Origin of the sequence: Nocardia sp. GTS18, assembly GCF_013839555.1 — a bacterium.
Taxonomy (GTDB): domain Bacteria; phylum Actinomycetota; class Actinomycetes; order Mycobacteriales; family Mycobacteriaceae; genus Nocardia; species Nocardia rosealba.
In genome coordinates, this window is the sequence record NZ_JACBIU010000003.1 from 218,580 (window position 1) to 240,667 (window position 22,088).

Annotated in this window: 19 protein-coding genes; 12 read left to right on the forward strand and 7 right to left on the reverse strand. The window is 69.1% G+C overall.

Annotated features, from left to right (window positions below; all coding sequences use genetic code 11):
• Positions 1–48: 48 nt before the first annotated feature.
• The 4 genes from HYG95_RS05780 to HYG95_RS05795 form a co-directional block, all read right to left on the reverse strand.
• Complete coding sequence (locus HYG95_RS05780; RefSeq protein WP_181696949.1) at positions 49–945, reverse strand: amino acid ABC transporter permease; 897 nt, start codon at positions 943–945, stop codon at positions 49–51.
• Positions 942–1,613, reverse strand: a complete 672-nt coding sequence (locus HYG95_RS05785) for an amino acid ABC transporter permease (RefSeq protein WP_181696950.1) — start codon at positions 1,611–1,613, stop codon at positions 942–944. Before HYG95_RS05785 ends, HYG95_RS05780 begins: the two co-directional genes overlap by 4 nt.
• Positions 1,614–1,698: 85 nt before the next feature.
• Complete coding sequence (locus HYG95_RS05790; RefSeq protein WP_181696951.1) at positions 1,699–2,535, reverse strand: glutamate ABC transporter substrate-binding protein; 837 nt, start codon at positions 2,533–2,535, stop codon at positions 1,699–1,701.
• Positions 2,536–2,571: 36 nt separating this feature from the next.
• Positions 2,572–3,300, reverse strand: a complete 729-nt coding sequence (locus HYG95_RS05795; RefSeq protein WP_181697032.1) for an amino acid ABC transporter ATP-binding protein — start codon at positions 3,298–3,300, stop codon at positions 2,572–2,574.
• A 233-nt stretch (positions 3,301–3,533) separates the two neighbouring features.
• Between HYG95_RS05795 and miaB the strand changes: the two genes are divergently transcribed.
• Together miaB and HYG95_RS05805 are read left to right on the forward strand one after the other, a co-directional pair.
• A complete protein-coding gene (miaB, locus tag HYG95_RS05800) occupies positions 3,534–5,078 on the forward strand; it encodes a tRNA (N6-isopentenyl adenosine(37)-C2)-methylthiotransferase MiaB (protein WP_181696952.1) in 1,545 nt (514 codons plus the stop codon).
• Positions 5,079–5,197: 119 nt separating this feature from the next.
• Positions 5,198–5,779, forward strand: coding sequence for a hypothetical protein (locus HYG95_RS05805; RefSeq protein ID WP_181696953.1), 582 nt, complete (start codon positions 5,198–5,200; stop codon positions 5,777–5,779).
• A gap of 54 nt (positions 5,780–5,833) precedes the next feature.
• Here HYG95_RS05805 and HYG95_RS05810 read toward each other — a convergent pair whose 3' ends face one another.
• A complete protein-coding gene (locus HYG95_RS05810; protein ID WP_181696954.1) occupies positions 5,834–7,213 on the reverse strand; it encodes a DUF349 domain-containing protein in 1,380 nt (459 codons plus the stop codon).
• Positions 7,214–7,476: 263 nt separating this feature from the next.
• Here HYG95_RS05810 and HYG95_RS05815 point away from each other — a divergent pair, with 263 nt between their 5' ends.
• The 7 genes from HYG95_RS05815 (at position 7,477) to HYG95_RS05845 (ending at position 14,314) form a co-directional block, all read left to right on the forward strand.
• Entirely contained in the window at positions 7,477–8,232 is a 756-nt protein-coding gene (locus HYG95_RS05815; RefSeq protein WP_181696955.1) for a hypothetical protein, read from the forward strand.
• On the forward strand, positions 8,229–9,155 hold the full coding sequence (gene miaA, locus HYG95_RS05820) for a tRNA (adenosine(37)-N6)-dimethylallyltransferase MiaA (protein ID WP_181696956.1): 927 nt from the start codon (positions 8,229–8,231) through the stop codon (positions 9,153–9,155). Before HYG95_RS05815 ends, miaA begins: the two co-directional genes overlap by 4 nt.
• Positions 9,152–9,988: a TrmH family RNA methyltransferase gene (locus tag HYG95_RS05825; protein WP_181696957.1), complete on the forward strand. Its 837-nt coding sequence runs from the start codon at positions 9,152–9,154 to the stop codon at positions 9,986–9,988. The genes miaA and HYG95_RS05825 overlap by 4 nt, the downstream gene beginning before the upstream one ends.
• A 44-nt stretch (positions 9,989–10,032) precedes the next feature.
• The gene (gene dapF, locus HYG95_RS05830) at positions 10,033–10,923 is read left to right on the forward strand and encodes a diaminopimelate epimerase (protein WP_181697033.1); all 891 of its coding nucleotides are present in this window, start codon (positions 10,033–10,035) and stop codon (positions 10,921–10,923) included.
• A 163-nt stretch (positions 10,924–11,086) separates the two neighbouring features.
• The gene (gene hflX, locus HYG95_RS05835) at positions 11,087–12,517 is read left to right on the forward strand and encodes a GTPase HflX (RefSeq protein ID WP_225280811.1); all 1,431 of its coding nucleotides are present in this window, start codon (positions 11,087–11,089) and stop codon (positions 12,515–12,517) included.
• Positions 12,518–12,606: 89 nt separating this feature from the next.
• Positions 12,607–13,479 (forward strand): lysophospholipid acyltransferase family protein, encoded by an 873-nt coding sequence (locus HYG95_RS05840; protein ID WP_181696959.1) that lies wholly within the window; start codon positions 12,607–12,609, stop codon positions 13,477–13,479.
• A 94-nt stretch (positions 13,480–13,573) separates the two neighbouring features.
• A complete protein-coding gene (locus tag HYG95_RS05845; RefSeq protein ID WP_181696960.1) occupies positions 13,574–14,314 on the forward strand; it encodes a pirin family protein in 741 nt (246 codons plus the stop codon).
• A 2-nt stretch (positions 14,315–14,316) separates the two neighbouring features.
• On the opposite strand, the gene lexA is transcribed toward HYG95_RS05845, so the two are convergent.
• Positions 14,317–15,036 carry a transcriptional repressor LexA gene (lexA, locus tag HYG95_RS05850; RefSeq protein WP_181696961.1) on the reverse strand — a complete coding sequence of 240 codons (720 nt, stop codon included), beginning with the start codon at positions 15,034–15,036 and terminating at the stop codon, positions 14,317–14,319.
• 227 nt (positions 15,037–15,263) lie between these two features.
• Here lexA and HYG95_RS05855 point away from each other — a divergent pair, with 227 nt between their 5' ends.
• The 3 genes from HYG95_RS05855 to nrdR all read left to right on the forward strand — a co-directional run bounded on the left by HYG95_RS05855 (position 15,264) and on the right by nrdR (position 17,788).
• Positions 15,264–15,971 (forward strand): hypothetical protein, encoded by a 708-nt coding sequence (locus HYG95_RS05855; protein ID WP_181696962.1) that lies wholly within the window; start codon positions 15,264–15,266, stop codon positions 15,969–15,971.
• A 66-nt stretch (positions 15,972–16,037) separates the two neighbouring features.
• Entirely contained in the window at positions 16,038–17,255 is a 1,218-nt protein-coding gene (locus tag HYG95_RS05860; RefSeq protein ID WP_181696963.1) for a hypothetical protein, read from the forward strand.
• 65 nt (positions 17,256–17,320) lie between these two features.
• Positions 17,321–17,788 carry a transcriptional regulator NrdR gene (gene nrdR / locus HYG95_RS05865; protein WP_067492770.1) on the forward strand — a complete coding sequence of 156 codons (468 nt, stop codon included), beginning with the start codon at positions 17,321–17,323 and terminating at the stop codon, positions 17,786–17,788.
• Positions 17,789–17,855: 67 nt separating this feature from the next.
• Here the strand turns inward: nrdR and hrpA are convergent, their stop codons facing one another.
• On the reverse strand, positions 17,856–21,956 hold the full coding sequence (gene hrpA / locus HYG95_RS05870) for an ATP-dependent RNA helicase HrpA (RefSeq protein ID WP_181696964.1): 4,101 nt from the start codon (positions 21,954–21,956) through the stop codon (positions 17,856–17,858).
• Positions 21,957–22,088: the final 132 nt, after the last annotated feature.

The following is a 22,088-nucleotide window of genomic DNA, read 5'->3' on the forward strand; positions in this document are numbered from 1 at the left end:
CGAACGGGGCCCGGTCCAGAATGGACCGGGCCCCGTCGGTTTCCGGGTCTACTTCTTGGTGATGTCCACGCCTGGTGCGGCGTCGGTGACGATCGAGTCGGCGGCCAGCACCGCACCGCCACCCTTCTTGCGCCGCGACCGCAGCCGCTTCTCCAAGCGGGTCGCCAGGAACGACAGCGCGATATTGAGCGAGATCATGATGACCGCGATCACCATCAGGGCGGGGATCGTGTTCTGCTCCGCCGCACCTACCTGCTGACCCGAGCGCACCAGTTCCACATAGGTGATCTGGTAGCCCAGCGCGGTGTCCTTGAGCACGACCACCATCTGCGAGACCAGCGCGGGCAGCATCGCGGTGATCGCCTGCGGCAACAGCACCAGGCGCATCAGCTGGGTCTTGCGCATACCGAGCGCGACGGCGGCCTCGCTCTGGCCCTTGGGCAGCGACCGGATACCGGCCCGCACGATCTCGGCGATGACCGCCGCGTTGTAGACGGTGAGGGCGATGACCACCGCGGCCAGCGCGAGCTGATCGGTGGGGAACACCTTGTAGTCGCCGAACACGGCGAACAGGAAGATCATCAGGATCAGCACCGGGATAGCCCGGGCAAGCTCGACGATCGCGCCCGCCACCCAGCGCACCCAGGTGTGATCCGACAGGCGCAGGATGCCGAAGATCATGCCGAAGATCAGCGCACCGATGATCGACAGCACCGCGGCGGTGAGCGTGCCCTCGAGACCGGGCAGCAGGTAGGTCTCCCAGACCTCCGCCTCCAGGAAGGGCTTCCACTTCGCGGCGGTGAACTGACCTTCCCGCTGGAAGGCGAGGAACATCCACACGCCTGCCGCGACGAGCACCGCCGCGACCACCACCGAGTAGAGCCAGTGCCGCACCCGGGCCTTGGGGCCGGGAGCGTCGAACAGAACCGAAGCGCCTGAGCTCACCGGACAACCTCGAATCGCTTGGCCAGCCAGCCGAAGAACAAGCCGGTCGGCAGGGTGAGCACGACGAAGCCGAGCGCGAAGATCGCACCGATGGCGAGCACCGCGGCCTCGTTCTCGTTCATCTCGCTCATCAGGAACGCGGCCTCACCGACACCGATCACCGAGGCGATCGTCGAGTTCTTGGTCAGCGCGATCAGCACGCTGCCCAGCGGGGCGATGACGGCCCGGAAAGCCTGTGGCAGCACGATCAGGCGCAGATTCTGGGCGAACCCGAAGCCCAGCGAGCGGCCCGCCTCGGACTGCCCGATGTGGACGGTGTTGATGCCCGACCGCAGCGATTCGCACACGAAAGCCGCGGTGTAGACGCTCAATCCGATGATCGCCCACCAGTAGTTGTTGTCCTTGATCGAATCACCGGCCAGCTCCCACTGCAGCGTGGTGTAGAGGCCGAGCGAGCAGAACACGATGATCAGCGTCAGAGGGGTGTTGCGGAAGATCGACACGTAGGCGGTGCCGACCCAGCGCGCGACGGGGATGGGAGACACACGCATTCCGGCGACGATGGTGCCGAGGATCAGGGCACCGATCGCCGAGAAGAACGTCAGCTTGATGGTCACCCAGAAGGCAGCGAGGATTCGGGAGTCATACTCCGAGATCAGGTCGAACACGGACGCGCGTCCTCCGATCGATGAGAAAGGCCAGCAGGACAGAAACCGTCGCGGTGGCGCGTGGCCACCGCGACGGTGATCGGGATCAGTAGCGGTCGACCTTCGGCGGCTCCGGGACCTTGAAACCGGTGCCGGGGAAGGACTTCTCCAGCGCGGCCTTCCAGGAACCGTCGGCGATCATCGCCTCGATCGCGTCGTTGATCTTGGTGCGGGCCTCGGTGTCGCCCTTCTTCAGGCCGATGCCGTAGTTCTCGGTGGTGAAGGTCTTACCCGCCAGCTTGTAGGTGCCGGGCGCCTGCGCGGCGTAACCGGCCAGAATCACGTCGTCGGTGGTCATCGCGTCGATGGCACCGCCACGCAGGCCCTCGAGGCACAGCGAGTACGTGTCGTAGGTCTGCAGCTGGGCCTGCGGGTAGTTCTTCTCGATGTTCTGGGCCGGGGTGGAGCCCTTCACCGAGCAGACCTTCTTGCCCGCGAGCGAATCGGGACCGGTGATGTCGGTGTTGTCGGCACGCACCAGCAGGTCCTGACCCGCCACGTAGTACGGGCCGGCGAAATCGACCTTCTCCTTGCGCTTGTCGTTGATCGAGTAGGTGGCGACGATGAAGTCGACCTGACCGTTCTCGATCATCGTCTCGCGCTGCGCCGACGGGGTTTCCTTGAACGTGATGGCCTCGGGCTTCACGCCGAGCTTGTCGGCGACGTACTTGGCGACCTCGACATCGAAGCCGCTGTAGGTGCCGTCGGTGTTGCGCAGGCCGAGACCCGGCTGGTCGAACTTGATGCCGACGGTCAGCTTGCCTTCCTTGGCGTGGTCGAGCGCGCTGCCCTCGTCACCGCCGCCGCAGGCCGCCGTCACGGTGGCGGCGAGAGCCAGAGCCACAGCGCCGACGCCGACGCGCACCGCACGATTGATCCTCATCGAGTTTCCTTCTCCCTCTTGTGGTGTCGCTACAAGTCAGTGGCTGAGAATTTTGCCGAGGAAGTCCTTGGCGCGGTCGGATCGCGGTGCGGTGAAGAACGTTTCGGGCTCCGCGTCCTCGACGACCTCGCCGTCGGCCATGAACAGCACCCGGTGGCCGGCCCGGCGGGCGAAGCCCATCTCATGGGTGACCACGAGCATCGTCATGCCCTCCTTGGCGAGGGAAACCATCACCTCGAGCACCTCGTTGACCATCTCCGGGTCGAGCGCGGAGGTCGGCTCGTCGAACAGCATCACCTTCGGGTCCATCGCCAGCGACCGCGCGATCGCCACGCGCTGCTGCTGACCGCCCGACAGCTGGGCGGGGTACTTGTCGGCCTGGTTGGCGATGCCGACCCGGTCGAGCAGGGCGAGCGCGTGCTTGCGCGCTTCGTCCTTCTTGATGCCGCGCACCTTCATCGGCGCGAGCATCACATTTTCGAGAATTGTCTTGTGCGCGAACAAATTGAACGATTGGAAGACCATGCCCACCTCGGCGCGCAATGCGGCGAGGGCCTTGCCTTCGGCGGGCAGATCCACCCCGTCGATGGCGATGCGGCCCGAGTCGATCGGTTCGAGCCGGTTGATGGTGCGGCACAGGGTGGACTTCCCCGAGCCCGAGGGGCCGAGGACGATCACGACCTGCCCGCGGGGCACTTCCAGGTTGATATTGCGCAGAACATGGAGCTCACCGAAGTGTTTGTCCACGTTGTGCATCGAGATCATCGGCGGCGCGCCTGCAGTGGCAGCGGCGTCGGCTTTCCCGGTCGCGGGTGCGGCGTCGTCGGTCATGCTCAGAAACCTTAGGCGTTCTTCGGAGATTTGCCCTGCTTTCCGTGACTCGCCGTCCCGGCTCGCCGAGAAGACACCTGCCGGTAACCGGGCGGCAGCCTCCTCGTCGCGCTCGGCCGGCCCGACCGCGACGCAGGTCACCGGGGCGGTGGCCGTACCCTGGACGGGTGGATTCGAACGGACAGAATGCGACGCACGGCTCGGTGACCGAGGTGCGCACCTACGAGGTCCGCACCTTCGGTTGCCAGATGAACGTCCATGATTCCGAACGCTTGTCCGGCCTGCTCGAAGACGCGGGTTATGTGAAGGCCGCCCCGAGCGACACCCCGGACCTGGTGGTGTTCAACACCTGCGCGGTGCGGGAGAACGCCGACAACAAGCTCTACGGCACCCTCGGGCACCTCGCGCCGGTGAAGCAGGGCAGGCCCGGCATGCAGATCGCCGTCGGCGGCTGCCTGGCGCAGAAGGACCGCGACACCGTGGTCCGCAAGGCGCCGTGGGTGGACGTGGTGTTCGGCACACACAACATCGGTTCGCTGCCGGTGCTGCTCGAACGGGCACGGCACAACGAGCAGGCCCAGGTGGAGATCCTCGAATCGCTCGAGGCCTTCCCGTCCACCCTGCCCGCCAAGCGTGAATCCGCCTACGCGGGCTGGGTGTCGATCTCGGTGGGTTGCAACAACACCTGCACCTTCTGCATCGTGCCCGCGCTGCGCGGCAAAGAGGTGGACCGCCGCCCCGGTGACGTGCTCGCCGAGGTGCAGGCCCTGGTCGACCAGGGTGTGCTCGAGGTGACCCTGCTCGGCCAGAACGTGAACTCCTACGGCGTGAACTTCGTCGACCCCGAACAACCGCGCGACCGGGGCGCCTTCGCCCAGTTGCTGCGCGCCACCGGGCGGATCGAGGGGCTCGAGCGGGTGCGGTTCACCTCGCCGCATCCGGCGGAGTTCACCGACGACGTCATCGAGGCGATGGCCGAGACACCCAATGTCTGCCCGCAGCTGCACATGCCGTTGCAGTCGGGCTCGGACCGGGTGCTCAAGGCGATGCGCCGCTCCTACCGCAAGGAACGCTTCCTCGGCATCATCGACAAGGTGCGCGCCGCGATGCCGCACGCCTCGATCACCACCGACATCATCGTCGGCTTCCCCGGCGAGACCGAGGAGGACTTCCAGGAGACCCTGGACGTGGTGCGGCGGGCCCGCTTCACCAGCGCCTACACCTTCCAGTACTCCAAGCGCCCCGGCACCCCGGCCGCCGAACTGGCCGATCAGGTGCCCAAGGCCGTGGTGCAGGAACGCTACGACCGGCTCATCGCCCTGCAGGAGCAGGTGTCGCTCGAGGAGAACCAGGCGCTGATCGGCACCGAGGTGGAATTGCTCGTCGCCGAGGGCGCGGGCAAGAAGAACGCGGCGACCGCCCGGATGAGCGGACGCGCCCGCGACGGCGGACTGGTGCACTTCCGGCCCGGCACCGACGCGGGGATCCGGCCCGGTGACCTCGTCGTCGTCGACATCACCGCCGCCGCACCGCACCACCTGATCGCCGACGGTGTCGTGAAATCGCATCGCCGCACGCGAGCGGGCGACGCGCACGAGCGAGGGGTCACGCCCAAGACCGCGCCGATCGGTGTCGGTCTCGGCTTGCCACGCATCGGCGCGCCCGCGATCGAGCCGGTGGACAGCGGTTGTTCGACCGGGTGTCCGGCATGAACGCCGAGGACCCGGACTCTACTACCGGTCGTAGTGGGTCGGGTGCCGAGGACGGCGCGGGGGATGGCAGAGTGGAGCCCGGCGCACACGAGCCGAGTAACCCTGCGGACAGGAGCGACGTGAACCGGGTGGGCAACGATCAGGAATTCGAGCAGTTCCGCGGCGAGATCGACGCCGTGGAGCGGCGGATCGCCGGTGAGATCGATCCCGGCGCACGGGCCATGGTGGTGGCGGGCGCGGTGTTCGCCCTGCTCGTCTCGCTGATCCTGCCGCACGCAGGTGCCGCGCGCGGCTTCGACGTACTGCTGAGCACCGATGCGGCCCGCCTCGAACACATCGGGCTGCCCTCACGCGTCTTCGTGTGGCTGGTCATCGTGTTCGGCGTCGGTTTCTCCCTGCTGGCCCTGACCACCCGGCGCTGGGTGCTGGCCTGGTTGGCCTGTGCGGGCTCGGCCGTGGCGAGTGTGTTCGGCGTGCTGTCGATCTGGCACCGCCAGACCCCGGGCCTCGGCAACTACGAGGGCGCCGGGCCCGGCATCGGCCTGATCCTCGGCACCCTGGCCGTCATGGTGCTCACCTTCCACTGGATCCGCGTGGTCTGGAGTCGCACCGCTGTGCAGCTGGCCGCGGAGGAACAGCGCCGTAATGCCGCCCGCGAAGCCGAGGAACGCGACCGCAAACGCCTGATGGGCGAGGAGTAGATCCCGAAACGAAGAAAACCCGGACCGAAGGCGGTCGAGGTTTTCTTCTTCTCGTCAGAGGTTGCTGACGGCGCCTTCTGCCGCTTCGGCCCACTCGCGCCACTGCCTGGCCTGCTCGAGTGCCTTTTCGGCGTCGCGCTTCTTGCCCGCTGCCTCGGCCTTGGCGGCCTGCTCCTCGAACTGGGCGACGCGCTCGCGGAACTGCGCGGCGCGGGCGACGGCCTCGGGGTCGGTGCGGCGCCACTGCTGGTCGGCCGCGTCGCGCACCCGCTTCTCGATCGCGCGCAGCCTGCCTTCGAGTTCCTGCATCCGCTCGCGCGGGACCTTGCCGACGGCGTCCCACTTGTCCTGCAGTTCGCGCAGGGCGGCGCGGGCGGCCTCGAGGCCGTTGGCCGGATCGATGTGCTCGTAGGCGTCGAGCAGTTCCTGCTTGGCGACGGCGTTGTGCTCGAACTCCGCGTCGCGTTCGGAGACCGCCGCGTTGCGGGCGGCGAAGAACACGTCCTGCGCGCTCTTGAAACGGCGCCACAGCGCCTCGTCGGCCTCGCGGGGCGCCCGGCCTGCCGCCTTCCACTCGGTGAGCAGATCGCGGAACACCGCGGCGGTACCGGTCCAGTCGGTGGAGCCGGACAGCTCCTCGGCGCGCACGCACAGCTCTTCCTTGCGCGTCTTGGCCGTGGCGCGTTCACGATCGAGTTCGGCGAAGTGGGCGCCGCGTCGGCGGTTGAACGCCTCACGCGCCTTGGAGTAGCGCTTCCACAGCGCGTCGTCGACCTTGCGATCGACACCGCGGATCGACTTCCACTCGTCGAGGATCTCGCGCAACCGGTCGCCCGCGGCCTTCCACTGGGTGGATTCGGCGGCGATCTGCTCGGCCTCGGCGGCCAGGGCTTCCTTGCGCTCGGTGTGCTCGTGGCGGGCGCGTTCCTTCTCCTCCTTGGCGTGCGCGGCGGCTTCCTCGGAGTGCTCGGTGATGGCCTGCAGGCGGGCGGCCAGGCCGTCGATGTCACCGATGACGGCGGCGGTCGGCAACGTTTCGGCGAGCGCCAGCGCGGCGGCCTTGGTCTTGCGGGCATCGGCGCCCGCGGCCAAACGCGCCTCGAGCAACGCCACCTCGGTGGCCAGGTCGTCGAAGCGGCGGCCGAAGTGGGCAAGGCCCTCGGCGGCGTCACCGGCCTGCCAGGAGCCGACGACGCGTTCACCGTCGGCGGTCTTCACCCAGGCGGTGCCGTCCTCGTCGACGCGACCCCATTTGCTCGGGTCGGTGGCCGCGGGCACCACCACCGCGTGCGGGTGCGTCTGGTCGGGGCCGGGCGCGGGTTTCACGGCATGTGGTTTGGGCGGACGCGGAGCCTTGCCGCCGGGCTTGGGGGTGCCGGAGGGTCGCGGGCCCGGACCGGGGGTGGGCTTCGCGGTTCCGTTGCTGTCGGTCATTGCTCTCCGTCCCTGCCGCGCGTCACGGCTGCCTGGTTACGCTCTAGCACATCCCATTGAACCCGCTTCGAGCCGAGGAAACCATCGATCCCGAGGATCGGATGCCGCGTTTCCTGGGATTTCGTCCCGGACGACGGGGGTGGTCGCATCAGAAAACACTAGCAATCTCGCGGGGCGTCACGGCGCCGGACACTCGCTGACCCCGGTGCGCTCCTCCTGCGCCGGATGCGGGTGCGTGCTACCGGTGCGGCTACGGTTACGTCGTGTTCTCGATAGCGGCCCTGGTCCCGTCGCCGCCGATGCTGGTGCCACAACTGTGCGGACACCAGGTGGCCTCCGACGATGCTCCCGACGAGCCGGTGGTGGTGTTGCGCGCGGCCGCGCTCGAGGCCGCCGCCACGCTCGCCGCCCGCGCCGATCGCTGGGTCGTCGTCGGCGCCGGTGCGCGGGCCGAAACCTTCGACCCCGGTGTGCGCGGGACTTTCCGTGGTTTCGGCGCCGATGTCGTCGTCGGTCTCGGCCCGGGCGCGAGCGTCGACGCACCGGCAGACCCTCAGCTTCCGCTGCCCGTCCTGATCGCCGCGTGGTTGCGGGAGCAGGCCGCGCCGGGTGTTTCCGTACGGGCGCGAGTGATCGCCGCCGACACGGCACCGGGGGAGTGCGCCCGCTTCGGCACCGACCTGCGCGCCGAACTCGACGCCGATCCGGCGCCGTGGGCGGTGCTCGTCGTCGCCGACGGAGCCGCGACCCTCACCCTCAAATCCCCGGGCTACCTCGACGAGCGCGCCGACCCGTTCCAAACCGCTCTGGATGCCGCCCTGCGCGAGGGCTCCCGAGCAGGGCTCGCCGCACTCGACCCCGACCTGTGTGCGCAATTGCGGGTCGACGGTCGCGCCGCCTACCAGGTGCTCGGCGGCCTGTTCGCCACCGACCCGGCCGACCCGCCGGTTCGCACCCTCTACCAGGGCGCACCGTACGGCGTGGGCTACGACGTGAGCGTGTGGGAGGTCGGCCGATGACGAAGCGCCCCATCGCGGTCGTCGGACCCACCGCGACCGGGAAGTCTGATCTGGCCCTCGACCTGGCCGAACGGCTCGACGGCGAAATCGTCAACATCGACGCGATGCAGCTGTACCGCGGCATGGACGTCGGTACCGCGAAACTGCCGCCCGCGCAGCGGCGTGGCATCGCGCACCACCTCCTCGACGTTCTCGACGTCACCGAGACCGCCACGGTCGCTGCCTACCAGAGCGCGGCAAGCGACATCGTGGAAGACATCATGGCGCGCGGCCGCACCCCGGTGGTCGTCGGCGGTTCGATGATGTACGTGCAGGCACTGCTCGACCAGTGGGACTTCCCGGCCACCGACCCCGACGTGCGCGCCCGCTGGGAAGCGGTGCTGGCCGACGGCGGAGTCGCGGCCGTGCACGCGGCGCTGCGGGCGGCCGACCCGGTCGCGGCCGACACCATCCTGCCCACCGACGGGCGACGGATGGTCCGCGCACTGGAAGTCGTCGAACTCACCGGCAAACCGTTCGCCGCCTCGGCTCCGACCATCGGCGCACCGCGCTGGGACACCGTCATCATCGGCGTCGACCGGGAGACCGCCGCCCTCGACGCCCGCATCGAGGCCCGCACCGCGCACATGTTCGACTCCGGCCTGGTCGAGGAGGTCCGCACCCTGCTCGATGCCGGACTGCGCGACGGCCAGACCGCACGCCGCGCGATCGGGTACGCCCAGGTGCTGGCCTACCTCGACGGCGAATACGATCTCGCGCACGCCCGCGAACGCACTTTCATCGGCACCCGCCGCTATGTGCGACGGCAGCGCTCGTGGTTCCGCCGCGACCCCAGGGTGACCTGGGTCGACGGCGCCGACCCCGACCTCGCCGCCACCACGCTCACCCTGCTCGACGAACAGACAGGACGGACCGCGCAGTGACCCGACGAGTGAGTACCCGCAACGCCTCGGTGCAGGTGTGGCAGGCCTACCTCAACAACCGGACCAAACGTCATCGCGACGGCCGCTTCCTCGTGCAGGGCGTGCGCCCCATCACCCAGGCCCTGGCCAACGACTGGCCGCTGGAGACGCTGCTCTACCGGCTCGGCACGCCCGATCTGTCGAGCTGGGCGCGGGAACTGCTCGACACCACCGAGGTGCCGCAGGTGGGTCTGGTCCCCGAACTGATGGCCGAGCTGGGGGAGAAGTCGGGCACGATTCCCGAGATCGTGGCCGTCGCCCATTCGCGTCAGCCCGACCTGGACACCTACGCGCCCGGCGAACCGGGCGAGGACTTCCCGGTCGTCGTGGTCTTCGACCGGCCCAACTCGCCCGGCAACCTCGGCACCCTCATCCGCTCGGCCGACGCCTTCGGGGCATCGGGCGTGATCGTCACCGGCCATGGCGCCGACCAGTTCGACCCGCAGGCCGTGCGCGCCTCCACCGGTTCGCTGTTCGCCGTGCCCGTGCTGCGCGCGTCGGGTGCCGCCCAGGTCGTGGAGTTCCGTGACCGGCAGGTGGCGCGCGGTATCCCCACCCGCATCGTGGGCACCGACGAACACGCGCCGTCGACCATCTACGACTACGACTTCACCGAGGCCACCATCCTGGTGGTCGGCAACGAGACCACCGGCATGAGTTCGGCCTGGTCGCAAGCCTGCGACGACCTGGTGACCATCCCGATGGGCGGCACCGCGAGCTCGCTCGGCGCCCCGTCGGCCGGCGCGATCGGCCTGTACGAGATCGCCCGGCAGCGCCGCACCTTCGCCCGATGACGGGATCGTCGCCCGCACAGGGGACAATGGCGGACGTGTCCGACATCGAATTCAGCAAGGGCCACGGCACCCAGAACGATTTCGTGGTGCTGCCCGACCTCGAGGTGCGTCTCGACCTGAACGCCGACCGCGTCGCCGCCCTGTGCGACCGCCGTCGCGGCCTCGGCGCCGACGGTGTGCTGCGCGTCGCCAAGGCTGGCGCCCTGCGCGAGGCCGGCGTGCTCGACACCCTGCCCGACGGTGTCGGCGCCGACGACTGGTTCATGGACTACCGCAATGCCGACGGGTCGATCGCCGAGATGTGCGGCAACGGCACCCGGGTGTTCGCCCACTACCTCAATGCCACCGGCCTGGAAACCCGCACCGAGTACGTCGTCGGCAGCCGCGCGGGCGGGCGACCCGTCGAGGTGCACGCCGCGGGCCCCGTCGACGGCGAGGTCACCGTCGACATGGGCGCTGTGCGTGAACTCGGCAGCTCCACCGCGACCCTGGCCGGCTGGGCACTGTCCGGAATCGGCATCGATGTGGGCAATCCGCACCTGGCCTGCGTCGACGAGAGCCTGACCGCCGACGCGCTGGCCAAGCTCGATCTGAGCGTGTCGCCCGGCTTCGATCCCGACCTGTTCCCGCACGGCGTCAATGTCGAGATCCTCACCGCGCTCGGCCCCGACAACGCCGTCGACATGCGCGTCTACGAGCGCGGTGTCGGCGAGACCCGCTCCTGCGGAACCGGAACTGTCGCCGCAGCGGCCGCCGCGCTGACCGCCGCCGGTGTGCCGGTCGGGTCGGGCCGGGGCGAGGTCACGGTGCGCGTTCCGGGCGGGCAGGTGCGCGTCACCATCGACAACGGCCGTGCCTGGATGCGCGGTCCCTCGGTGCTGCTCGCCGCGGGCACACTGTCGCGCGACTGGTGGAACGCGCAAGCCAACCGATAACCGGATGCGCCGTGTCACTGTGACGTGGCAGCATGGAAGGCGTATGACGAAACCAGAAGTACCCTCAGACACCACATCGGACCGCGACACCACCGCGGCCGATGCCGACGTGGCCGCCGACCGCGGCGACGTCGACGACGCGCTGGCCCGCCACGCGGCGCGGATGCAGCGCCCGGGCTGGTCACCCGAACCGACCGTCGGTGAGATGCAGCTCGACGAACGCACCTCGCTGCGTCGCGTCGCGGGCCTGTCCACCGAGCTCACCGACATCACCGAGGTCGAATACCGCCAGCTGCGCCTGGAACGGGTCGTGCTGGTCGGTGTGTGGACCACCGGCAGCGCCGCGCAGGCCGAGGCGAGCATGGTCGAGCTGGCCGCTTTGGCCGAGACGGCGGGCTCGGAAGTCCTCGAAGGCCTCATCCAGCGACGCGACAAGCCCGACCCGGCCACCTACATCGGTTCCGGCAAGGCCGAGGAACTGCGCACCGTCGTCCTCGACACCGGCGCCGACACCGTGATCTGCGACGGTGAACTCACCCCCGCCCAGCTCACCGCGCTGGAGAAGGTCGTGAAGGTGAAGGTCATCGACCGCACCGCACTGATCCTCGACATCTTCGCCCAGCACGCCACCTCCCGCGAGGGTAAGGCCCAGGTCGCGCTCGCCCAGATGGAATACATGCTGCCGCGGCTGCGTGGTTGGGGTGAGTCGATGTCACGGCAGGCCGGTGGTCGTGCGGGCTCCAACGGTGGTGTCGGTCTGCGTGGTCCCGGTGAGACCAAGATCGAAACCGACCGCCGCCGCATTCGTGAGCGAATGGCCAAGTTGCGCCGCGAGATTCGCGAGATGAAGACCGCACGCGACACCATGCGCGCGCGCCGCAGCGCCAGCGGGGTACCCGCGGTGGCCATCGTCGGCTACACCAACGCGGGCAAGTCCAGCCTGATGAACTCCCTGACCGGCGCGGGTCTGCTGGTGCAGGACGCCCTGTTCGCCACCCTCGATCCGACCACCCGCCGGGCCGCGCTCGACGACGGTCGCGAGATGGTGTTCACCGACACCGTCGGCTTCGTCCGTCACCTGCCCACCCAGCTGGTCGAGGCGTTCCGGTCCACCCTGGAAGAGGTCACCGGCGCCGACTTACTGCTGCATGTGGTCGACGGGTCCGACCCGTTGCCGCTCGAGCAGATCCGCGCGGTGCGCGAGGTCATCACCGACGTGATCAAGGAGCAGGGCACGGCGGCTCCGCCGGAACTGCTGGTGGTCAACAAGATCGACGCCGCTGACCCCGACGAGCTCACCCGCCTGCGCGGGCTGCTGCCGGGCGCCGCGTTCGTGTCGGCCCGCACCGGGGCAGGCATCGAGGAACTGCGCGAACGCCTGTCCGAGGTACTCGGCGGGCTCGATGTCGACATCAGTGTGCTGCTGCCCTACAGCCGCGGCGACCTGCTCGCCCGCATCCACGCCGACGGCCGGATCATCTCCTCCGATCACGAGGAGGGCGGCACCCGCGTGCGCGCTCGGGTGCCACACGCGCTGGCGGCGGCCCTGTCGGAATTCGCCCATTCCGGGCCTGCGGAGTCGGCCGGTCGCTAGCGGCGGGTTGCCGCTCGTTTGCGGCTGACACCGATGCGACACAGCCATATTCGGACGCTATGGTCGATTGTCGACAGCAGGAGGGTGTTATGTCGAACGACCAGAAGAACGAAATCGAGCAGGGCGATCACGTTCTCAGCGATGGCGCGCCGTTGAATCCGGCGCCGAGCGAGTGGGAGATCCGGGCCTTCGAGGCGGTGTTCGCACCGGTGCGTGCCTGGGCCAGTCCGCGCTTCTACGGTTTGGAGAACATTCCGGCCGAGGGCCCGGTGTTGATCGTGGCCAACCACAACCTGCTCGGCGGGATCGATGCGCCGCTGCTGATGCCCGCGATCCTGCGGGAGCGTGGGCGGCTGGTGCGTGGCCTGGCCGAGCATGTGCTGATGGTGCCGGGTGTGCGGGAGATCCTGCACCGTTTCGGTGCTGTGCGCGGTACCAGGTCGAACTGCCTCGCGCTGCTCGAACGCGGCGAGGCGGTGGTGGTGTTTCCCGGCGGCGGTCGTGAGGCGATCCGCCGCAAGGGGGAGAAGTATGTGCTCAAGTGGGAGGGCCGCACCGGCTTCGCGCGGATGGCGATCCAGGCCGGCGTCCCCATCGTGCCGTTGGCGATGATCGGTATCGACGATGCCTTCGACATCGTCTTCGACGGCCAGCATCCCGTGATGTCGCCGCTGCGGTGGACGTGTCAATTGCTCGGTATCAACCCCGAACTGAACCCGCCGCTGGTGAAGGGCATCGGGCCGACCCCGATTCCGCGCCCGGAGCGGTTCTACTACTCGGCGGGTACCCCGATCGATCCCACCCCGTGGCTCGGTGCCGACGACATCGACAGTGCTGCCGCCGACCTGCGTGACGTGGTGCAGAAGAGCCTGGAGGAGGAGCTGCAGTTCCTGTTCTCCGAACGTGAGCGCGATACCGGCCGCGGTCTGATCGGCCGATTGCGTAGCGCGCTGCCCTTCTGACCAGCCCGAGCGGTGGGTGTTCGCGGAATACCCACCGCTCACCTCGCGTTACGCGCTATACGGACCAAGGTCCGAATAGTGAGAGGCGAGGTCGATGGCGGCACAGGTGCAGGTGATTCCGGCTGCGAACCGCAGGTACTGGCGCACCGAGTGGCTCGACTCGCGTCAGTCGTTCCCCGTGACCGGCAATTTCGTGCTCGAGGACTACGCGCACGGGCTGCTGCTGGTGCACAACGAGGACATCGTCGACCCCGGCGAGGGCTTCGACACGCATCAGCACCGTGACACCGAGATCTTGACCTGGGTGCTGGAAGGCACAGTGGTGCACCAGGATTCGGCAGGCAACTCGGGATTGATCCGGCCCGGCCTCGCACAAGGGATGAGTGCGGGTACCGGCATCCTGCATTCCGAACGCAACGGCGCCGGCTGGACGGAACGCGAACGGCTGCACGTGGTGCAGATGTGGATCCCACCGGACACTCTCGGCGCGCCGCCGAGCTATCAGGAACTCGACGTCGACGGTGCGTTGCGCCGCAACTCGCTGGTGCCGGTGGCCTCCGGCATGCCGAGGTATCGCGGCGACGCCGCGATCGGAATCGGCAACCGCCACGCCACTTTCCATGTCGCCCGGCTGGATCCGGGACACAGCATCACCGTTCCCGACGCACCGTACGGTCACGTGTTCATCGCCCGGGGCGGCGTCGACTACGAGAACCACGGCGCACTCGGGCAGGGCGACGCCGTCCGGCTCACCGCGACGGGCGGTCACCGCGTGACGGCGACGACTCCCGCCGAGGTGCTGATCTGGGAGATGGACGCGGCGGCGAGCCGCTGACCTCACACTTTACGGATGACGGTGACGACTTTCCCCAGAATTTGCGCGTCGTTTCCTGGGATCGGTTCGAAATGTGGGTTGTGTGGCATCAGCCACACGTCTTTGCCGGTGCGCTTGAAGGTCTTCACGGTCGCCTCGCCGTCGATCATGGCAGCGACGATGTCGCCGCCCTCGGCGACGTTCTGCTGACGTACGACCACCCAGTCGCCGTCACAGATCGCGGCATCGACCATCGACTGGCCGACGACCTTGAGCAGGAACAGCGACCCGTCGCCGACGAGTTCGCGCGGCAGCGGGAACACTTCCTCCACCGCCTGCTCGGCCAGGATCGGCCCACCGGCGGCGATCCGGCCGAGGACCGGAACGAAGGTGGGGGTGGGGCGGCTCGGATCGGCCACGTCGTCCACGGGTTCGGCGGGCAGGGTGGTGACCGCGCGCACCGCTTCGTCGAGTCCGCGCACATTCACCGCGCGCGGCCGGTTCGGGTCGCGGCGCAGGTAGCCCTTGCGCTCCAGGGCGCGCAGCTGATGGGCCACCGAGGAGGTGGAGGTGAGCCCGACCGCGTCGCCGATCTCGCGGATGCTCGGCGGGTAGCCGCGTTCGGTCACCGAGGAGCGGATGACCTCGAGGACCGTGCGCTGACGCACGGTGAGATCCGCGCCGGATCCCGATGTGACGGTGCCGGTAGCGCTTTCGTCACCCGTGTCGTCTGTGTGGGTCACCTGTCCCGCCCTTCCGCTTGTCGAATTCGCCTCTCTCACGCTAGTCGGGCCACGCCGAAGTATCAAACATCTGTTCGAGCATGTCGGGCGTTTCGTGCTGACATGCGCGCCGCCGCGTGGTAGAAATCGAACATCAGTTCGTCGCACAGGTGTTCGAACAGGTTCGGTCATCGTCGCCTCACCTGCCCTTTCATCCAGCGGAGCACACCACCCCGGAGGTTCTTCCGATGAGCACAGCGATCAGCGCCCTGCGTTCCTACGATCCCGCCGAAGTCCCCGAACCGGTGCTGCGTCGCCGCCGAACCGCCCGCGCTCCACGTCCTTTCGCGCTCGTGCGCGGACAGGGCCGCAACAGCGCGGCGCGGCGGGAAGTCGCCGCCCGCTTCATCCCGCATCCGCCGCAACCCTCGGCCCCGGCCGGGCCGGTCCGGCGCTCGCGCGAAGCCGAGGTGGTTCGTGGCGCCGAGCTCCGGGCCAGGGGCGCGCGGACCTTCGACATCACCGAAGCCGAGGTGGATCTCGCCTTCGCGACCGTGCCCCGCTGGGAGTCGGCGCGGTCACGATCCGTGACCCGCGCGCTCGTCGGTGACCCGTCGTCGATCGAAGCGCCGACCCGGCGGGTGCGTGCGGGCGCGCGGGCGTCCGATCGTGGGCCGGAATTTCGTGGGCCGCGCTCGGAACAGGCGCTCTACGCGAGAGTGGCCGGTTCCCGTGCGCGTGGTGCCCATCCGATGGTGCGGGTGCGTCAGGCGCAGGCGGGCTTGGCGGCGCTGGCGCTCACGGCGCTGGTGACCGCGTTGATCGTGGTGACATTCTTAGGGTTGGCGCATCTGCGGGCAGGCAGCTTCGGGGAGTGGACCGAGTCCTCGCCCGGCATCTCCCAGCAGGGTGACCACCCGCAGGTCGGCTTGTTCGAAACGCGACCCCAAAACTAGAACACGTTGCTACCGTGACGATTGTCCCTGCCGGGCAGGCCGGTCGGGGCACGGATGCGAGGTCACGTGCGCAGCTTTTGGATCGTTCTGCTCCTGGGTGTGCTGCTGGCCGTGGCGCCCGCGCCCCTCGTCCGGGCCGAACCCATCTACACCGCCTATCTGGACCTGCCCGCCGTCAACGACGACGGTGAATTCGCCGGCGGCATCCATCCGGCGCTGCCCCTGAGTGCCGAGCCACTGCGTACGGCGCTCGACCAGGCCAGAGCCGACGGGATCGCGCCGAGCAGGTATTCCACACTGCTGCACCAATATTGGCTCGTCGTCGCCACCGACAACGCGGGGATCGATCCAGCCGGCTGGGCGCCGGAGCGTGGCGTGGCAGCCAACACGGACACCTTCACCCGCGTGTACGTGAACTACTTCCGCATCGCCGCGGCCCGCCCGGACTTCTACTGGGCCGGGTTGGCGGGCATCGCGGGCGGCTCGTTCGCATCGGGATTCTTCGACGTGGGCGATATCGGCGCCCTGCTGTCGGTGCCCGGAATCCACGAACTCGGTACGGCCGTCGCCGACCTGCTGCGCGCCACCCCACCGGAACTTGTCGCCGCCGTACCGCCCGATGTCGCCGCGCTCGCCCTGCTCGGCCCGCGCCTGACCGCCGATGACCTGGCGTGGTACCAGACCAGGCTGATCATCATGCAGCGCCACATCTTCACGGATCTGGTGCCGATGCACGAGGCCTACCTCGCCGACGGGATGACGGCGATCGACGAGATGCATGCTGCGGGACTGCTCGACGACGCCATGCACGCGGCCTGGGCCGGAATCGACAACGGCACCGGCCTCGCCGAAGCGCTGGTGACCATGGCCGACCGCGAACAGAACCACATCGTGCCCGAGCAGTGGGACGCCACCGCCGCCGGCCGCGGCGGCCTGGGCCGGGTGCTCACCTACGTCACCACGGTCGCGGGCAAACCCGCCCTGGCGGGCGCCCGGGCACCCGGTGTGTACGCGCCCGCCACCGTGCGCTCGCCGATCCCCGGCAGCGGGCTCGGACTGCGGATGCCGCTGCCCGCGTTCAACTGGGCCGACCGCGACGACCGCTGGGCCTACCTCGCCGCCGACCTGGTGCCCCGCCACCTCGACCTGGCCACCGACCCCGCGCGGGCCGTGGCCGTGTACCGCGAGCCGTTTCCGGGCAAGCTCGACCGGGGCCGGTTGATCGCCCGGCTGCCCGACGTGATCGCGGACCTGACCACGCAGTGGCAGGTGACCCATACCTGAGCGGTATCCTGTCAAGAGTCATGGAGTAGCGAAGTGAACTGCGCACCGACGAAGGAACCCCTCGGATGCATTGCCCGTATTGCCGTCACCCCGACTCGCGTGTCGTCGACTCGCGGGAAGTCGAGGAGGGCACGGCGATTCGCCGCCGACGTTCCTGCCCGTCGTGCGGGCGCCGGTTCACCACCGTCGAGACCGCAGTGCTTTCGGTGGTCAAGCGCAGCGGTGTCACCGAACCGTTCAGCCGCGAGAAGGTGATCGTCGGTGTGCGACGCGCCTGCCAGGGCCGCGAGGTCGACGACGACGCCCTGAATCTGCTGGCCCAGCAGGTCGAGGACGCGGTGCGCGCCAAGGGTTCTCCGGAAGTCCCCAGCCACGAGGTGGGCCTCGCCATCCTCGGCCCCCTGCGCGATCTCGACGAAGTGGCCTACCTGCGCTTCGCCTCGGTCTACCGATCCTTCACCAGCGCAGACGATTTCGAACGCGAGATCACCGAGATGCGCGCTGCCCGCGCCGCTACCGCAGCCACCGACTGAGCCCGCGTCGCCGCACCCGTGCTGCCCCGTGGGTCGGTTCGCCCACTTCTTCGCCGAACCACACCCGTCAACGGCGGATGGAGGCGATCGCCTTTTCGATGCGTTTGGTCGACACCGGGTACGGGGTCCCCAACTTCTGGGCGAACAGGCTGACGCGTAATTCCTCGATCATCCACCAGATCTCGGTGACATCGCGGGCGTTGCGGCGGTTGTCGGGAAGACTGCGGACGAGTTTGTCGTAGGCGGCGAGCATCCGGTCGACCTCGACCATCCCCTGTCGGTCGCGCACCGCCGAACCGGGCAGCGACTCGAGGCGCTGGGCGGCGGCGAGCAGGTAGCGGGGGAGTTCGCGCAGCCGGGTGCGTCCCCATTCGGCGACGAATCCGGGGAACAGCAGGTCGTCGAGTTGATGGCGGACGTCGTCGGCGATGTCGGTCTCGGCGGTGTCGGCGAGAGCGGCGCGGGCCTGGTGCGCGGCCGACAGCACCGGCGTCACCAGGCGGATCAGTTCGCTGACCGTGCCCGCCAGTTTCGGGCGAACGGCGGCGACGAGCTTGTCGAATTCCTCCGGCGTGCGGACCGGACCACCGGCGCGGGCGATGAGCTCGTCGGCGGCGGCGACCCGGCAGTCCTCTACGAGCTTGTCCAGGGAACCGTCGGGGTTCTGGCTCAAAGCCAACCGGTCGGCGGCCGACAGCCCGGCGGTGACGGCACGGGTGGAGGTCGGGACGGCGGCGAGCAGCAGGGTACGCACGCCCGCGCGCATGGCGGCGGCCTGTTCGGCGGGCGAACTCAGCACCCGCACGGCGACGCCTTCACCCTCGGGGACGAGGGCGGGATAGCCGGTGACGGTCTGCCCGGCCACCTCGCGCCGCACCGTCGGCGCGACGGAACCGAGCGATTCGGAGGTCCACACGGTCGCAGGCGCGCGTTCGGCACCGGCGGTAGCCCGCGCGACGGACGCCGAAACCTGATCGGCCAGCCGGGTTTTCAGCTGCGGGAGGTTCTTGCTCTTGGCGAGCACCTTCCCGCTCTGATCGACAGCGGCGAAGGTCATTCGCAGGTGGTCCGGCAGGGCGGCGGGCGACAGGTCGTCGGCGCTGATGGTCACCGACCCGAGCCGCGACAGCTCCCGCGCCAACCCGATTCGCAACGGTTCCGCGCGTGGCGTGAGCCCCCGCAGGGCAGCCGACGCGAAGTCGGGTGCGGGAACCACCGCGCGGCGCAATGCCTTCGGCAGCGTCTTGATATAGGCGGCCGCGAGTTCCTCCCGCATGCCGGGAACCAGCCAATCGAAGCCCACCGCGCGCACGTGCGCGAGCTGCTCGACGGGGATGCGGACGGTGACGCCGTCGTCGTCCTTGCCCGGCTCGAACTGATAGGTGAGCGGGAAGGAGAGTTCCCCCTGACGCCACGCATCGGGGAAATCGGTGGGGTCGAGGGCGGCGGCGCCGGCGTTGACCACGGTGTCGGTCGAGAAGTCCAGCAGCCCTGGGTCTTTGCGTTCGGCCTTGCGCCACCAGGAGTCGAAGTGGCGCACCGACACGATGTCGGCGGGAATGCGCTGGTCGTAGAACTCGAACAGCACCTCGTCGTCGACGAGGATGTCGCGTCGGCGCGCCCGGTGCTCGAGGTCGGCGACATCGTCGACGAGCGCTCGGTTGCGTGCGAAGAACCCGTGCCGGGTCTGCCATTCACCCTGCACGAGGGCATGGCGGATGAACAGTTCGCGCGACAGCTCCGGATCGATGCGCCCGTAGTCGACGGGCCGGCCGGCCACCAGCGGCACACCGTAGAGCGTGGCCCGTTCGTAGGCGCGAGCCGCACCACGCTTGGCCGACCAATGCGGTTCCGAATAGGTGCGTTTCACCAGGTCACCGGCGAGCCGCTCGGCCCACTCCGGTTCGATCCGCGCCGCGATGCGTCCCCACAGTCGCGAGGTCTCCACCAGTTCGGCCGCCATCACCCAGCGCGGCGGCTTCTTGGCCAGCGACGAGCCGGGGAAGATCATGAACTTGGCATTGCGTGCCCCGAGGAACTCCCGCGACTCCGCTTCCCGCACACCGAGATGCGAGAGCATGCCCGCCAGCAACGACTGATGGATCTGCGCTCTCGGCCACGGCATCGCCGCCTCGGCCTCGGCAACCGCCGAATCAGTGTTCCCCGCAGCATCTTTCGCACCGGAGCGACGGCCATCGGCTGGTGGCTGCCCGGCCCCACGGCCACGAGACTTTCGGCCGCCCCGCCCCGGCCCCGCCCCACCGTCTCCCGACGGCAGGTGGCCCGTGCTGTCCCAGCCGAGCCCACGGGTGATGGTGCGCAGCTGACCGTGCAGGTCCTGCCACTCCCGGATCCGCAGGTAGTGCAGGAACTCGTCGCGGCACATACGGCGGAACTGGTTGGACGACAACGACTTGCGCTGTTCGGTCAGGTAGTCCCACAGGCGCAGGTAGGCCAGGAAGTCCGAACCGTCGACGGTGAAGCGGGCATGCTGGGTGTCGGCGGCCTGCTGATGCTCCACGGGCCGTTCCCGCACGTCCTGGATCGACAGCGCCGCGACGATCACGAGCACTTCGTCGAGGCAGCCGTTGCGGTTGGCCTCCACCAGCATGCGGGCCATGCGCGGATCGACCGGCAGGTGGGCCATCTCCCGGCCGACCGGGGTCAGCGTGAGATGCCCACCCGATTGTTCTTCGCTACCGACAGCTTTGGAGCTGCCGTGGGCGAGTGCGCCGAGTTCCTCGAGCAGGGCGATGCCGTCGCGGATCGCACGCCGGTCGGGGGCCTCCACGAACGGGAAGCTCTCGATATCGCCGAGGCCGAGCGCGGTCATCTGCAGGATGACCGCCGCCAGATTGGTGCGCAGGATCTCCGGTTCGGTAAACGCGGGCCGCGACTCGAAATCGTCCTCGGAATACAGGCGGATGCAGATGCCGTCGGCGACACGACCACATCGACCCGAACGCTGTCGCGCCGAAGCCTGCGACACCGGTTCGATCGGCAGCCGCTGCACCTTGGTGCGCATCGAATAGCGGGAGATGCGCGCCGTACCCGGGTCGATGACGTACCGGATGCCAGGCACGGTCAGCGACGTCTCGGCCACGTTGGTGGCGAGGACCACCCGGCGACCGGTGTGCGGGGCGAACACCTTGTGCTGTTCGGCCGCCGACAGGCGCGCGTACAGGGGGACGATCTCGGTGCGCGGCAGTCTCAGGTCGCGCAGTGAGTCGGCGGTGTCGCGGATCTCGCGCTCGCCGGACAGGAACACCAGCACGTCACCGTCGCCCTCGGCGAACAGTTCGGTGACCGCGTCGCCGATGGCGTCGGTGGGGTCGCGGTCGACGACGCGGGTGTCGTCCTCGTCGTCGGTGCCCGGCAGCTCCAAAGACAGGGGGCGATAACGAAGTTCGACGGGGTAGGACCGGCCCGACACCTCGACGATCGGGGCCGGGGTGCCGTCGGCGGCGGCGAAATGGCGGGCGAACAGTTCGGGATCGATGGTCGCCGAGGTGATGATCACCTTGAGATCGGGCCGTTTCGGCAGCAGCTGCTTCAGGTAGCCGAGCAGGAAGTCGATATTGAGGCTGCGCTCGTGTGCCTCGTCGATGATGATCGTGTCGTAGCGGCGCAGCAACCGGTCGCGCTGGATCTCGGCGAGCAGAATGCCGTCGGTCATCAGCTTGACCAGCGTGCGGTCCGAGGCCTGATCGGTGAACCGCACCGTGTACCCGACCACGTCGCCGAGTTCGGTACCCAGCTCCTCGGCGATGCGTTCGGCGACCGTGCGCGCGGCCAGCCTGCGCGGCTGGGTGTGCCCGATGGTGCCCCGGATACCGCGACCGAGTTCCAGACAGATCTTGGGGATCTGGGTGGTCTTGCCCGAGCCGGTCTCACCGGCCACGATGACGACCTGGTTCGCGGCGATGGCGGCGGCGATGTCCTCGCGGCGCGCCGAGACCGGCAGCTGCTCGGGGTAGGTGATCGACGGAACCGCCGCGCGGCGATTCGCCACGCGGGTCTCGGCGGTGGCGATCTCGGCGTCCAGCGCGGGCAGGTCGTCGGGGCGCGCGCGGTCCAGTTTGCGCCGGAGCCGATATTCGTCGCGCAGCGAGACCTCCGCCAGGCGGGTGCGCAGCGCGCGGGTTCCGGTGCTAGCTGTCCTGGTCATTGCGCCTACCAGCCTAGCGAAGCACGCCACCGGTTTTCCCGGCGCGCCCGTCGACGGCGGCGTGCTGCACCCGGATCACCGACATCTCATGCGAAGATGCGGCATGACCAAGCACCGGCCTCGGCGCGTCCC